The organism is Autumnicola aciditolerans (genome assembly GCF_041679265.1).
In the GTDB taxonomy this organism is placed as follows: Bacteria; Bacteroidota; Bacteroidia; order Flavobacteriales; family Flavobacteriaceae; genus Autumnicola.
In genome coordinates this window covers 1-13,920 of sequence record NZ_JBGFSM010000013.1, presented here as the reverse complement: position 1 = coordinate 13,920, position 13,920 = coordinate 1, and the positions used below count along the sequence as shown (strand labels likewise).

Sequence of the window (13,920 nt, the reverse complement as noted above, 5' to 3'; positions counted from 1 at the left end):
TCTTTGTATTCTGGAAATTTCGAAATATGCGAATAGATATTATCACTGTAGTCCCCGACCTTCTTAAGAGTCCGTTTGAAGCTTCTATTCTTAAACGTGCCATTGAAAAAGGACATGTAGAGATCCATCTTCATAATTTAAGGGATTATGTGACAGACAATTATAAGCAAATTGACGATTACCAGTTTGGCGGGGGTGCTGGAATGGTAATGATGGTGGAACCCATAGATAAATGTATCTCTCATCTTAAATCTGAACGCTCATATGATGAAGTGATTTATATGACACCAGACGGGGAGCGCTTGCAACAAAAACTTGCCAACAGAATATCCCTGTATGAAAATATAATTATCCTTTGTGGCCATTATAAAGGAGTGGATCAAAGGGTAAGAGATCATTTTGTTACCAAAGAAATCTCAATAGGAGATTATGTATTATCTGGAGGGGAACTTGGTGCGGCGGTTTTATGTGACGCTGTTATAAGACTTATTCCGGGAGTTTTGGGGAATGAAACTTCTGCCTTAACAGATTCTTTTCAGGACAATTTGCTTGCACCACCCGTCTATACCCGCCCGGCAGAGTATAATGGATGGGAGGTGCCTGAAATTCTGACTTCAGGTAATTTCCCGAAAATTGAGGAATGGCGTGAGGAACAGGCCTTTTTGCGTACCCAAAAACTGCGCCCAGACTTACTGGATGAAGATTAAAAATAACACCCTCCCTGCTTGTTTTTAAATATTATATTTTTAATTTTGCACTCATTCTAAAATAACCTCTGGCGAGAATCGTGAATGTTGTTTCAGATTTTATTTTAAACCAATAACTATGGAATCGTTAATTAAATACGTCCAGGACGAATTCGTTACCAAAAAAGATCTTCCCGAATTTTCAGCAGGAGACACTATTACCGTTTATTACGAAATTAAAGAAGGACAGAAAACCCGTACCCAGTTCTTCAGAGGGGTGGTAATTCAGAAAAGGGGAACCGGTGCCTCTCAAACCTTTACCATTAGAAAAATGAGTGGAACTGTAGGTGTGGAACGTATTTTCCCTTTAAACCTTCCTGCTATCCAAAAGATAGAAGTGAACAAACGAGGTAAGGTAAGAAGAGCAAGGATTTACTACTTCAGAGGTCTTACGGGTAAGAAAGCACGTATTAAAGAAGCGAAGAGATAAGTTTTTTCTCATAAAATTTCTTATAAAGCTCCCATTATGGGGGCTTTTTTTTTGTATAAAATATAGTTTTTTTTATCATTGAATTATATTCAGTATTATCTAAATAAAATTGAATTTTATGTGTTAAAAAAGTTTTATAAGTAAATTATTTTATTACTTTTCTCGAAATTAATATAAACAACATAAATTTAGATTATGAAAAGAAAATTAAAAGGATTACAGATAGCCCTTGTTATCTGTATTTTGGGGCTTCTTGTGATTTCTTGTGAATCTGAACCTGTAGAAACAGAATTGAATAATGATGTTTCACAATTACCTGAAGCTCCTTTCAAAAATTACATGGTGATTTCTGAAAGCGGTGAGATTACTAAAAGTTTTGAAGATGAATTAAAAAAAGGAGGAACAAAAATCGTCTATACTATTCCGCAAATTGGAATAGCTGTAGTAAATTCAGGAGATGTAGATTTTGTTAAGAATACCTTGAAGAAAAAAGGAGTGGTTTCAGTTGTTCCCGATTATGAAATAAAGTGGATCCCTTCAAACATAGGCGTGGAAGCAAATCCACCAAGTATAGGAGATACTGAATTCTATTATTTTAACGATTATCTATGGGGACTTGATGCCATAGATGCGCCTGAAGCATGGAATGCTGGTTTTACCGGGGAAGGAGCCAGTGTTTTTGTATTGGATTCTGGAATAGATGCAGAGCATGTTGAGATTGCACCTAACCTGAATACTGCACTATCTAAATCTTTTGTTCCGGGAGAAAACTGGAATATTAGGCCAGGCCAGTATTTTAATCATGGAACACATGTGGCAGGAACTATTGCCGCGGCAAGAAACGGGGTGGGATTAATTGGAGTTGCACCAGACGCAGAACTGGTAGCAGTTAAAGTCCTTTCTGAATATTCCGGGTCCGGAGCATTTAGTGGGATAAATGCAGGGATTATTTATGCTGCAGAGGAAGGTGCAGATGTTATTAATATGAGCCTTGGGGCTTCTTTATATAAAAATGGAAAATTAGTAGATGCCGATGGAAATGCTTACCGTGTTTCTCCAAAAGATATTCAGGAAATTATCCATGCCCAGCAAAGAGCTATTGATTATGCATATAAAAGCGGAACAACGGTTGTTGCTTCAGCAGGAAATGATGCCCATGATGCCGATGGAGATGGTTCCTGGATTAACCTCCCCGGAGGCTTAAACAAAGTGATTACAGTTTCAGCAACCGCTCCTGAAGGTTACGACTACCTAGCCGAATATACCGATTATGATGTACCTGCCAGTTATACAAACTATGGAAGATCTTTAATAGATATTGCAGCACCGGGAGGAGACGGGGATGTTTCTTTATACGACATGATCCTTAGCGCCGGAAGCGGAAATACTCTTTATTGGAGTTCTGGAACAAGCATGGCTGCGCCTCACGTTTCCGGTGTTGCTGCCCTTGTAATTGGAGGTAACGGAGGAGAAATGGACCCTCAGCAGGTTACCCAGCAAATTTACCATACCGCAGATGATATCGTAAGTAACGGAAAAAGTGTTTATTATGGACATGGAAGGGTTAATGCCTACAGGGCCGTAACCGAGAAATAATTTTTCATTAGAAATATTTAAAACCGGGAATATCCCGGTTTTTTATGAACATTTGTGAACAACCCATGTTTGTAACATGTTGAAAACAAAATAGTTAAAAAAACCATAAAAGCTTTTAAAACAAATGGGATTTTAGGTAAATTTATTGTAGAAAATTAATTTCTAAAGACTGATAAAAGGATTTCTGCAGAAATTGTTTTTTATTTTATGTAGAGAAGACAATCTTTACATACGGTTTTTATCTTCTATATAACGTTCGTTTTTTGCAATTGCAAAAATAGTTTGAAAGTTAAAAACCATTTTTGAAATATTCTATTTACACTAATAAGAATATTTCATTGAAATAATGCACACTTAAGCAGCCTTGCTTTTCAGGAACAATAATTCCGGTGGTAACGCATTATTTCTGTAGAAGCCATTTCATTTTAGATATTAAGATGAAATGGCTTTTTTTTATTCCTCTGCCATCCCTTCGCTGACATTAAAAAATCAGGCTTTTAAAACCTTTCAACTATGATAAAAGTATGAAAAATGCTATATTGCGGAGGTTTCAACGCCTTGGGGAAATCCAGGGCGTTTATTGAATATATTGCAATCAAAAAAAATAAAACATGACACAAAAATCACGGATTGTCTATACAAAAACTGATGAGGCTCCGGCACTAGCCACCTATTCTTTCTTACCTATAGTGCAAACTTTTACGAAAACTGCCAATATTGATCTGGAAACAAAAGATATTTCTCTTGCAGGAAGAATTCTTGCGCAGTTTCCCGGTTATCTCAACGAAGAACAAAAAGTTAGTGATGCTCTTGCTGAACTTGGGGAACTGGCAAAGAAACCTGAAGCCAATATCATAAAGCTCCCAAATATTAGTGCATCCATTCCTCAGCTAAAAGCGGCAATTAAAGAATTACAGGAAAAAGGCTTTGCTATTCCCGACTATCCGGACGAAGCTGCTTCAGATAAGGAAAAAGAAATAAAGGCAAAATATGATAAAGTTAAAGGGAGTGCGGTAAATCCGGTTCTACGCGAAGGAAACTCTGACAGGAGGGCTCCAAAAGCAGTAAAGAATTTTGCACGTAAAAACCCTCATAGCATGGGAGAGTGGAGCAGCGACTCTAAAACTCATGTGGCTACAATGGATTCCGGAGATTTCAGGCATACTGAAAAATCGGTTACTGTTTCTAAAGAAGGAGATGTGAGCATTGTATTTACTTCTGCTTCAGGAGAAAAAACAGTTCTAAAAAAAGATATCCATCTTTTAACCGGCGAAATTATTGATGCCGCAGTGATGAACAAAAAAGCACTTGTTGAATTTCTTCAGGAGCAGGTAAAAGATGCCAGGGAGAAAAATGTGCTGTTTTCGCTTCACATGAAGGCTACCATGATGAAGGTATCAGATCCTATCATTTTTGGACATGCGGTAAAAGTCTTCTTCCGTGACGTATTTAATAAATACGGAGAAGAGCTAAAACAGGCCGGAGCTAATCCTAATAGTGGTCTTGGTGATATTTTAGGTGCATTAGAAAAAGTACCTGAAAAAAAGGCAAAAGAGATTGACGAAGCTATTAAAGCCGATTTAAAAGAAGGGCCGGACCTGGCCATGGTAAACTCAGATAACGGGATTACCAACCTTCATGTCCCCAGTGATGTGATTATTGATGCTTCTATGCCGGCAATGATTAGAACATCTGGCCAGATGTGGAATGCTGAAGGAAAACAGCAGGATACCAAGGCAGTCATTCCTGATAGCAGTTATGCAGGAGTATATCAGGCTACTATCGATTTCTGTAAGAAAAACGGAGCTTTTGATCCTGCCAGCATGGGAACCGTTCCCAATGTTGGACTCATGGCTCAAAAGGCCGAGGAATATGGATCTCATGATAAAACATTTGAAATTCCCGCAGATGGAACCGTACAGGTAATCAATAACGCCGGAGAAGTATTATTAGAACACGCCGTGGAAGAAGGGGATATCTGGAGAATGTGCCAGGTTAAAGATGCCCCGGTAAGAGACTGGATTAAACTGGCGGTGGGCCGTGCACGTGCCACCGGAAATCCAACAGTATTCTGGCTGGATAACGAAAGGGCCCATGACGCCCAGCTTATCGAGAAAGTTCAGAAATATTTACCGGAGCACGATACTGAAGGCTTGGATATTAAAATAATGTCTCCCGTTGAAGCTACAGAATATACGCTTAGAAGGGTAAAAGATGGAAAAGACACCATCTCGGTTACCGGAAATGTTCTAAGGGATTATCTTACAGATTTATTTCCAATCCTTGAACTTGGTACAAGCGCAAAAATGCTTTCTATTGTTCCACTTATGAATGGCGGAGGGTTATTTGAAACCGGTGCAGGAGGCTCTGCCCCTAAACACGTGCAGCAATTTGTGCAGGAAGGCCACCTCAGGTGGGATTCGCTTGGAGAATTTTTAGCGCTTTCTGTTTCGCTGGAACATGCCGGCCAAAAGTACGATAATCCAAAGGCCATCATCTTATCTGAAGCTTTAGATGAGGCTACAGATAAATTTCTGGACAACAGAAAATCTCCTTCACGAAAGGTGAATGAACTGGATAACAGGGGAAGTCACTTCTATCTAGCCCTATACTGGGCACAGGCATTGGCAAAACAGGAAAAGGATGCGGAAATGAAGGACTACTTTAGCGCCATTGCGAAAGCAATGGAAGCAAAAGAAGAACAAATTCTTCAGGAATTAATCGAGGTTCAGGGTTCTCCCGTAGATATTGGAGGATATTATGAACCTGATGAAGAAAAAGTTTCCAGGGCAATGAGGCCTAGTGAAACCCTTAATTCAATTTTAAGATAAACTTTTCTGAAATATATTCGAGAGGCCGGAGAAATTCCGGCCTTTTTTGTTATAAAAACTTTCTTTTCCAGGATACATAGTATCTTTAAATTTTGAAATCCGGATTTTTATGAAGCCCGAAATATCTGTTATTATTCCCACCTACAACCGTGCCCATACGCTTCCGGAAACCCTACAATCTGTCCTGGATCAAAGCTTTGTAAACTGGGAATGCCTCATTGTTGATGATGGATCCAGTGATGATACCAGAAGTGCAATTTCTTCATTTCTTCTAAAGGATAAAAGATTTGTTTTTATTGAAAGACCTGCAGACAAAGAAAAAGGGGCTGCCGCCTGCAGGAATATTGGACTGGAAGCGGCTAAAGGGAAATATATCCAGTTCCTGGATTCTGATGATTTAATCGCCGCAAATAAACTCCAATCCCAGTTAGAGGCTTTAAAAAAAATTTCTGCACAAAGTATTGCGACCTGCAAATGGGGACGAATGAAGCCCCGCTGGAATGTTCCTCAAATCTATAAAAGTCTTCCTTCTTATAATTCCACTGCAAGACCGGAGAAATTGCTTACTACTTTTGGAAAACGTTTTACTTATTTCCCTCTTCACGTTTACCTTATTCCACTAAATTTAATTAGAAAAGCAGGAGTCTGGAATGAAACGCTTAGTGTTAATGATGATGGGGAGTTTATATGCCGCATAATCCTAAATGCCTCGGAGATCACTTTTGTACAAAACACGTATGTCATTTATAAACAGGGTGCAGGTAATCGTCTAAATGGTGCTTTAACTACTGAAGGCATTAAAAGTTACATTGAAGCATGGCAATTAATTGAAGAAAATATTTTTCAAAATACGGGTATTGAAAATCATATTTTAGTGAGACAGGCAAAACATTCCTTTTTCGAAAGGATAAAAACAGAATTTCCAGAGGTTGTTTTAAAATACAAAGATTTTTTTGCTTCAAAAATGACACGGAAGGAATATGTGTATTTAAAGGTTCGAAATAGGATAATTAATGAATTTTCTACATGAGCCCGGAAGTATCTGTAATTATCCCCACCTTTAACAGGGCTCATATTCTGCAGGAGACCCTGGATTCCGTTCTTCAGCAAACTTTTAAGAACTGGGAATGTATAATTGTAGATGATGGATCTACAGATCATACTACATCCCTTTTGAAAAAATATCTCAAAGATAAAAGATTTCAATATCTTCACAGGCCCTCCTCGTTAACAAAAGGAGCATGTACCTGCCGGAATATTGGCATTGCCAATGCGAGGGGCAGTTACTTGCAATTTTTAGATTCTGATGATCTGTTGGCTCCTAATAAACTGGAAATACAATTACAGGAGCTAAAGCAACAAATTCCCGGAAAAATTGCCACTTGTAAATGGGGTGGCATAAAACCAATGTGGAAAACACCCAGGGTCTATGATGGAATGCCTTCTTACCAGACAATAAATAATGTACTTGCACTTTTCACTATTTTTGCAACCCGCTTCACTTATCTTCCGGTTCATTCCTATCTTGTACCTAAAAGTGTTGTAAAAAAGGCAGGTGATTGGAAAGTTAATCTGAAGATAAATCAGGATGGGGAATTTTTTACCCGTGTCTTATTAAACAGTACAGGCACTGTTTTTTGTGAAAAAACCTTTGTACTGTATCGCACCGGTAGCGGAAACAGGACCAGCAACCTTAGAAACACCAGGGAAGGTGTAAAAAGCTATACTGAAAGTTGGGATATGATCAACAAAGTTATTGCTGAAAAGGCCGGTATAACAGATCATATTTTTGTTAAATTGGCCAAAGCAGATTTATATTACAACCTTAAAACAAATCATCCGGAATGGATGAAAGAAAACAAGGCATTCCTGGCTGGCCGCACTCCTTTACTTATTTACAATTTTCTAAGACTGCTTTCCAGAATCCAGGATAGGATACAGGTAAAACAAGTACCAGTAACAGGATAACAGGATTTTTATTGTAAGACTTTTAAAGTTTCAACAGAAGACAATTTTGTAAAATCCATAGAAATATGGGTACTTAATTATCCTTCTCTAAAATAAATACATACAAAACAAATCAATTTCCTATTTCGGTATTAAGTTTAAGTTAAAGGAACTCTGCGCCTTTATTACACTTCGGTTTTTGACGAAATTTGCAGGATGACAGACGAGAAAAAAGGAAGAAATAAAAAACGGGAAGCTATAATTCTCTTTGTTCTGGGTACCTTAATAGCTTTAGGTCCTTTCTCCATAGATGCTTATCTCCCGGGTTTCCAGAAAATTGCAGAAGATTTTAATATTTCCATTGCGCAGGTAGGGCTTACCCTTACCAGCTACTTTATTGGAATTTCATTGGGACAGCTCGCCTACGGCCCCATTATGGACAAATTTGGAAGGAAGAAACCGCTGCTCACGGGACTTCTTATTTATTTTCTGGCAGCACTTTGCTGCTACTATTCTCCAAATTTAACATGGCTTATTGGAAGCCGGTTTTTTCTGGCCGTAGGAGCATCGGCAGGTATGGTGGCCGCAAAAGCAGTAGTCAGGGATATTTTCCCGGTTAATGAAGTTGCAGGTGCCATTTCAATATTAATGCTTATAATGGGTGGAGCGCCTATAGTGGCACCTACTGTAGGGAGCTTTATTATTGAAGGCTTGGGCTGGAAAAGCATTTTTCTTTTCCTGGCCTCCTTTTCCCTTCTAATGCTCTTTAGCGTATCCCGTTTTTTACCGGAAAGTGTGGTCCCTGATAACAATGTGCAATTACGGCCCGGCATTGTTCTTAAAAAATATCTGGGAATTTTAACTCATGAAAAGTTCTGGAGTTTTTCTATGGCCGGAAGTTTTACTATTGGTGCCATGTTCGCCTACATCTCTGATGCTCCCAGGTTATTTATGGAAAATTTTGATCTATCCCAAAAACAATTTGGGATCCTTTTTGGGGTAAATGCGGCCGGCCTAATCCTTGGAAGTCAGGTAAACCGTCTTTTCCTGAAAAGATTCACCACTTTTCAAATCACTTTTTTCAACAGCATTATCCTGGTTATTCTGGCCTTTGTATTTCTTATTAATGGAATTGCAGGAGCAAATTTTTACCTTACAGTCGCCTTACTGTTTAGTATTCTGTTTCTGCTAGGCTTTCAAAACCCAAATACCACCGCACTTTCCTTGGAGCCTTTTGCAACAAAAGCTGGAAGAGCTTCAGCATTAATAGGAAGCCTTAAAATGGTATTGGGGGCAATGGCTTCTTTTGTGGTAAGCTTGTTTCATACTGCGGGATTAGTTCCGTTAGGCGTAATATTACTTTGTTGTTTGGGAAGTAGTTCCCTATTGCTCCTGCGCTTCTCCGGAAAAGAAAAAAGAAGGCTTGCCCTTGGAGAAGCCTAACTTCAACAATTTATAAACTGCTTTTTAGTTATAGCTTTGTAACGTATCTTTACCCAAAAATTTTTGGCCATCTACCGTTTACTTCTCAGTTGCTTCTTACTTTTTCCTATTCCTACGGTTAATGCTCAGGAGATTTTCACCTTGAGTGGAACAGTTTCAGATAAAGCCAGTAATGAAACGCTTATTGGGGTAAATGTTATTATTCCTGAAAGAAATACAGGAGTGGTTACTAATGAATACGGATTTTTTTCACTGAAGTTACCTGAAGGTTCTCACATGCTTCAAATTTCTTATTTAGGATATCAAACCAATTCCAGGCAGATAGAACTTCACCAGAATACAAGAATCAATATACAAATGCAGCAGTCTTCAGAAAATTTAGACGAAATTGTGATTACTGAAGATGTGGAGCAAACCGATATCCGCAGCCCTGAAATGAGCGTAAATAAGCTTTCCATAAATACTATTCAAAAATTACCGGCCGTTTTCGGGGAAGTAGATGTAGTGCGTTCTTTATTGTTACTCCCCGGGGTTTCCAATGCAGGCGAAGGCTCTTCAGGCTTTAATGTTCGTGGCGGCGCGGTAGACCAGAATTTAATCCTTCTAGACGAAGCTACTATTTTTAATTCCTCTCACTTGTTTGGCCTTTTTTCGATTTTTAATCCTGATGCCATAAAAGATTTGAAACTTTATAAAGGCGGAATTCCGGCAAAATTTGGAGGAAGGGTTTCCTCTGTTCTTGATATTTACCAGCGGGATGGCAATAGCCGGGAATTTAAAGCACAGGGTGGGATTGGCGTAATTTCTAGTAGGTTACTTGCAGAAGGTCCACTTATAAAAGATAAAAGCTCATTCCTGGTTGGTGGCAGGAGTTCTTACGCCCACCTGTTCCTAAAGCTCACAGATAATCCCAACTCTGCCTACTTTTACGATCTTAACACCAAACTTAACTACAAAGTAAACAACAACAATAAATTCCTTTTTTCAGGGTACTTTGGGAGAGATGTGTTTAATATAAATCAGAATTTTAGAAACAGCTATGGTAATGCTGTATTCAATTTGAGATGGAACCATGTGGTTTCTGAAAATCTTTTTAGTAACCTTTCCCTTATATACAGTGACTATTACTATGGCCTCACCCTGGATTTTGTAGAATTTAACTGGGACAGCGGGATTAAGAACTTCAATATCAAATACGACCTTAATCACTATATTCGTGATGGTTTTAAGTTGGAATATGGCCTGCAGAATACTTATTATCAGTTTCAGCCGGGAGAAATTTCTCCCACCACAGCAACTTCCGGTATTAACTATTATAAGCTGGATAACAAGTATGCCGTAGAAAGTGCCGCTTATATTTCTGCGGAACAGGAGCTAACGAAAACTGTTTCGGTAGAATATGGAGCGAGGTTAAGTGCCTTTTTAAGACTGGGACAGAAGAACATGAATTTTTATGAAAACGACCAGCCGGTAATTTATAATGAAGCACGGGATATTTACCAAGAAGCCACTCCTGTCGTTAAGCCAACCGCAAACCGGGACGAAGTAATCGCCTCCTTTTTTAACATAGAGCCCCGTTTTGCACTAGCCTATAATTTTGCTGAAAACCAATCTGTTAAAGTAAGTTATAATAGGATAAGCCAGTATTTGCATCTTATTTCCAATACCAGTTCCCCTACTCCAATTGATGTTTGGGCTCCCAGCGGGCCGTACCTTGAACCCCAACTTCTGGACCAGGTCGCGGTGGGGTATTTCCGCAGTATTGACAAAGAACATTACTCCCTGGAAATCGAAGTCTTTTATAAGAGGATAAAAAACAGGATAGATTATATAGACGGAGCCAATCTCATTGCAAACAATGCTATAGAAACAGTGATATTGAACGGCAGGGCGCGAGCTTATGGTTTGGAATTTTTACTTAAAAAACATAAAGGCAGATTAAACGGATGGCTTTCCTATACCCTTTCTCGCTCTCAGCAACAAACCCCTGGACGAACTGCCGCTGAAAGCGGAATTAATAATGGGGCATGGTATAATGCCAGCTTTGACAGGACTCATGATTTTAGCATCACTTCATCCTATACATTAAATGAGAAATGGGAATTAAACGCTAATTTTATTTTTCAGTCTGGACTGGCAACCACCTACCCGGTGGGGCAATACGAATATGCCAGCATGAGTGTTCCCATTTATGCTTCCCGTAACAGCAATCGGCTGCCGGCTTATCATCGTTTAGATGTAGCTGCCACCTATACCCCGCATTTAAAAAAGGATAAAAGGATAAAATCTTCCTGGAATTTTGGAATTTATAATTTATACAACCGCAAAAATGCCTATTCCATAACTTTCAGTGAAAATGTAGATGAACAAAGAAATGAAGCAACACGGCTTTCGCTTTTTGGAATAATCCCTTCCATTACCTATAATTTCCACTTTTAAATGAAAAAGATAATTATTATAGTAACAGCCTTTATCACAATAATGCTTAGCAGTAGTTGTGAGGATGTTGTAGAAATTAACCTGGATCAGAGCAAACCACGGCTGGTTGTAGAAGCTTCTATTGAATGGCTTAAAAACACCCAGGGGAATTTCCAATCTGTGAAATTAAGCACCACCAGTGATTATTATGAAGAAGAAGCCCCTGCCGTTACTACGGCCAGGGTACAGATTGTTGATTCGGAAGACCATGTTTTTGTATTTAACCATGTTAGCGACGGAATTTACCAAAACAGCTATTTTGAACCACAATTAAATATGAGATACCAGCTTCAAGTAGAATATAAGGATGAAGTATACACTGCCACAGAAATTTTTGTTCCAGTTGTAGATCTTGACTATGTAGAACAAACAGAAAATGGTGGATTCAACGGGGAACAAATAGAACTAAAAGCATATTATACCGACCCGGCGAATGAAACCAATTATTATCTTTTTACCTTTAAGGATGAAAAAGCTTCTTTTGAGATTTATGAAGATGAATTTACAGATGGTAACCAGATTTTCGGGTATTACTCTAATGAAGATATTGAGCCAGGAGATGAGATTTATATAGAACTTGCGGGTATCTCCCGCTCCTATTATCAATACCTTTTTTTACTACGCTCTCAAATAGGCACCAATGCCGGCGGCCCGTTTGAAACTAAACCAGCTACCGTTAAAGGTAATGTAGTTAACCAAACCAATAAAGAAAATTACGCCCTGGGATATTTCCGGCTTTCTCAAGTAGTCGAGACAAGTTATATTGTAAACTAGAACTGGAAAATACAATGCACACAAACAGGGAATTATTGGCTAAAGGCATAAAGTACTTACTTATTGCCATGCCGCTTATTGTGGCAGGACCATCAGTAGTCTTCAGCGCTTTTAACAATCAGGATCACCCGTTTTATATTCCAGTATTGGTAGGAGGAATTATTATTTTAATAGCAGCGATATTCTTTATTTTCAAGGGGATTACTACGATAATAAAAGCCCTCTTTGGATAATTATGGCGTGCCCTTCGGGCCGGGCTATCCGCGTTATCTGCCTTGCCTGCCGGCGCGGCAGGATAACCTGCTGCTATCCCTCACGCGGCTTTACGTTTTCAGAACATTTAAGCTTAGGAGAAGTTCAGGAATTTTAAATCAAGCCAATAATGAGGATCAAGAACAAAAGTTGTGGAGGAATTAAAAATGGAGTGCGATATTTGCGTAAAAACTAGAGGTGGATAACTATTTGGATTTACTTAAGCTTGTATTGCCGCCATTCCTTGTGGAGCATTTTGATTTAATTAAAAGCAGAAAAAAAAAAGAGGTACTTCATCTTTATTTTGAAGAACGTAATAACCCACCTCAAGAACATTCTACCCGGTTATTGGTCTCAAAAGGCTTTCATAAAGAAGTAACAATTCAGGATTTTCCTTTACGAGGTAACACAGTTTACCTTCATCTTAAACGTCGCCGATGGATAGATAAAGATACAAGTCAACTAGTTCAAAGAGACTGGAATTTAGTAGCACAAGGAACTCGTATAACCACCGGGTTCGCTGCTTTTTTAAAAGAAATTAGTCAATACGAAGGCGTCTAATGGCCATACCATCGGATCTTTCTTTGCTGTCAATGGAAAGAAGTTGCAGCGTCAGTATAAAAACCATCTCAGTGACTTTAAAGAATGGAAGGAAAAAAATCACGCCAGAGATTACTTAATCTTTCCTGAAAACATTGGCCCTTATCTTTCCCTCGATGAGACAGCTTTATCTCAGGGAGGACTCTACACCATTATCACCAACAAAAAAGCGAAACGAAAAAAGGGTGCTTTGGTTACTATTATTGGGAAGCTATTGATGGAGAGAATCAACAACGGTAGAAAACTAAGCAAACAGGAAAGAAATATATCCCTGAGTTGCTGTCAAATGATGATTCTCATATAAAACTACTTGCCAGAAGCAGATATCTACTCTACAAAGCCACCTCCAAATGGACAAAAAAGCAATCAAGGCGTGCAGAGATCCTCTTCAAAGAATATCCCGATATCCACAAAACTTACGCTTTAGTGAACAACCTAAGAAACATATTCAATCAAACAAAAGACAAAGGTGTAGCCTATAAAAAGCTCGCCCACTGGTATAGGGAAGTGGAAGAAACCGGTTTTAGAGCCTTCAATACTGTCGCTAACAGCATTAAACTTAACTATAGATCCATCTTGAACTACTTCAAAAATAGAAGTACGAATGCCTCTGCAGAATCATTTCATGCTAAAATCAAAGCTTTTAGAAGTCAGTTCAGAAGAGTGAAAAATGTCGAATTCTTCTTGTTCAGATTAACTAGAATTTTTGCCTAGTCCACAACATTTAGGAAAGATCTTGAATTTACTGTTTATTTCAACTGAAAAGTATACCACTATTTCATTTCAAAAGTATACCATTTTAAATTAATTAACAACGGTATCC

The 13,920-nt window shown here is 38.6% G+C and carries 12 protein-coding genes; all 12 read left to right on the top strand.

What is annotated here, in order from left to right:
• Positions 1-26: 26 nt before the first annotated feature.
• The 12 genes from trmD to AB8M93_RS13760 all read left to right on the top strand — a co-directional run bounded on the left by trmD (position 27) and on the right by AB8M93_RS13760 (position 13,811).
• Positions 27-707, top strand: a complete 681-nt coding sequence (gene trmD, locus AB8M93_RS13815; RefSeq protein ID WP_373058669.1) for a tRNA (guanosine(37)-N1)-methyltransferase TrmD — start codon at positions 27-29, stop codon at positions 705-707.
• Positions 708-825: 118 nt separating this feature from the next.
• Positions 826-1,176, top strand: coding sequence for a 50S ribosomal protein L19 (rplS, locus tag AB8M93_RS13810; RefSeq protein ID WP_373058667.1), 351 nt, complete (start codon positions 826-828; stop codon positions 1,174-1,176).
• Between the two features lie 195 nt (positions 1,177-1,371).
• Complete coding sequence (locus AB8M93_RS13805) at positions 1,372-2,772, top strand: S8 family peptidase (RefSeq protein ID WP_373058665.1); 1,401 nt, start codon at positions 1,372-1,374, stop codon at positions 2,770-2,772.
• 611 nt (positions 2,773-3,383) lie between these two features.
• Positions 3,384-5,603, top strand: a complete 2,220-nt coding sequence (locus AB8M93_RS13800) for an NADP-dependent isocitrate dehydrogenase (protein WP_373058663.1) — start codon at positions 3,384-3,386, stop codon at positions 5,601-5,603.
• A gap of 109 nt (positions 5,604-5,712) precedes the next feature.
• The gene (locus AB8M93_RS13795; protein ID WP_373058661.1) at positions 5,713-6,633 is read left to right on the top strand and encodes a glycosyltransferase family 2 protein; all 921 of its coding nucleotides are present in this window, start codon (positions 5,713-5,715) and stop codon (positions 6,631-6,633) included.
• A complete protein-coding gene (locus AB8M93_RS13790; protein WP_373058659.1) occupies positions 6,630-7,571 on the top strand; it encodes a glycosyltransferase family 2 protein in 942 nt (313 codons plus the stop codon). The genes AB8M93_RS13795 and AB8M93_RS13790 overlap by 4 nt, the downstream gene beginning before the upstream one ends.
• A gap of 195 nt (positions 7,572-7,766) precedes the next feature.
• Positions 7,767-8,993: a multidrug effflux MFS transporter gene (locus AB8M93_RS13785; protein ID WP_373058657.1), complete on the top strand. Its 1,227-nt coding sequence runs from the start codon at positions 7,767-7,769 to the stop codon at positions 8,991-8,993.
• A gap of 63 nt (positions 8,994-9,056) precedes the next feature.
• Complete coding sequence (locus AB8M93_RS13780; RefSeq protein WP_373058655.1) at positions 9,057-11,432, top strand: TonB-dependent receptor; 2,376 nt, start codon at positions 9,057-9,059, stop codon at positions 11,430-11,432.
• The gene (locus AB8M93_RS13775; protein WP_373058653.1) at positions 11,433-12,245 is read left to right on the top strand and encodes a DUF4249 family protein; all 813 of its coding nucleotides are present in this window, start codon (positions 11,433-11,435) and stop codon (positions 12,243-12,245) included. It begins immediately after the preceding gene.
• Between the two features lie 14 nt (positions 12,246-12,259).
• On the top strand, positions 12,260-12,478 hold the full coding sequence (locus tag AB8M93_RS13770; protein ID WP_373058651.1) for a DUF6095 family protein: 219 nt from the start codon (positions 12,260-12,262) through the stop codon (positions 12,476-12,478).
• A 217-nt stretch (positions 12,479-12,695) separates the two neighbouring features.
• On the top strand, positions 12,696-13,058 hold the full coding sequence (locus AB8M93_RS13765; RefSeq protein WP_373058649.1) for an ISAon1 family transposase N-terminal region protein: 363 nt from the start codon (positions 12,696-12,698) through the stop codon (positions 13,056-13,058).
• A 315-nt stretch (positions 13,059-13,373) separates the two neighbouring features.
• Positions 13,374-13,811 (top strand): transposase, encoded by a 438-nt coding sequence (locus AB8M93_RS13760; RefSeq protein WP_373058647.1) that lies wholly within the window; start codon positions 13,374-13,376, stop codon positions 13,809-13,811.
• Positions 13,812-13,920: the final 109 nt, after the last annotated feature.

Bases quoted from the DNA above. Each gene is read 5' to 3' on its own strand.
- AB8M93_RS13805 (WP_373058665.1), top strand. From the start codon at position 1,372: ATGAAAAGAAAATTAAAAGGATTACAGATAGCCCTTGTTATCTGTATT.
- AB8M93_RS13795 (WP_373058661.1), top strand. From the start codon at position 5,713: ATGAAGCCCGAAATATCTGTTATTATTCCCACCTACAACCGTGCCCAT.
- AB8M93_RS13785 (WP_373058657.1), top strand. From the start codon at position 7,767: ATGACAGACGAGAAAAAAGGAAGAAATAAAAAACGGGAAGCTATAATT.
- trmD (WP_373058669.1), top strand. From the start codon at position 27: ATGCGAATAGATATTATCACTGTAGTCCCCGACCTTCTTAAGAGTCCG.
- AB8M93_RS13790 (WP_373058659.1), top strand. From the start codon at position 6,630: ATGAGCCCGGAAGTATCTGTAATTATCCCCACCTTTAACAGGGCTCAT.
- AB8M93_RS13800 (WP_373058663.1), top strand. From the start codon at position 3,384: ATGACACAAAAATCACGGATTGTCTATACAAAAACTGATGAGGCTCCG.
- AB8M93_RS13775 (WP_373058653.1), top strand. From the start codon at position 11,433: ATGAAAAAGATAATTATTATAGTAACAGCCTTTATCACAATAATGCTT.
- rplS (WP_373058667.1), top strand. From the start codon at position 826: ATGGAATCGTTAATTAAATACGTCCAGGACGAATTCGTTACCAAAAAA.
- AB8M93_RS13770 (WP_373058651.1), top strand. From the start codon at position 12,260: ATGCACACAAACAGGGAATTATTGGCTAAAGGCATAAAGTACTTACTT.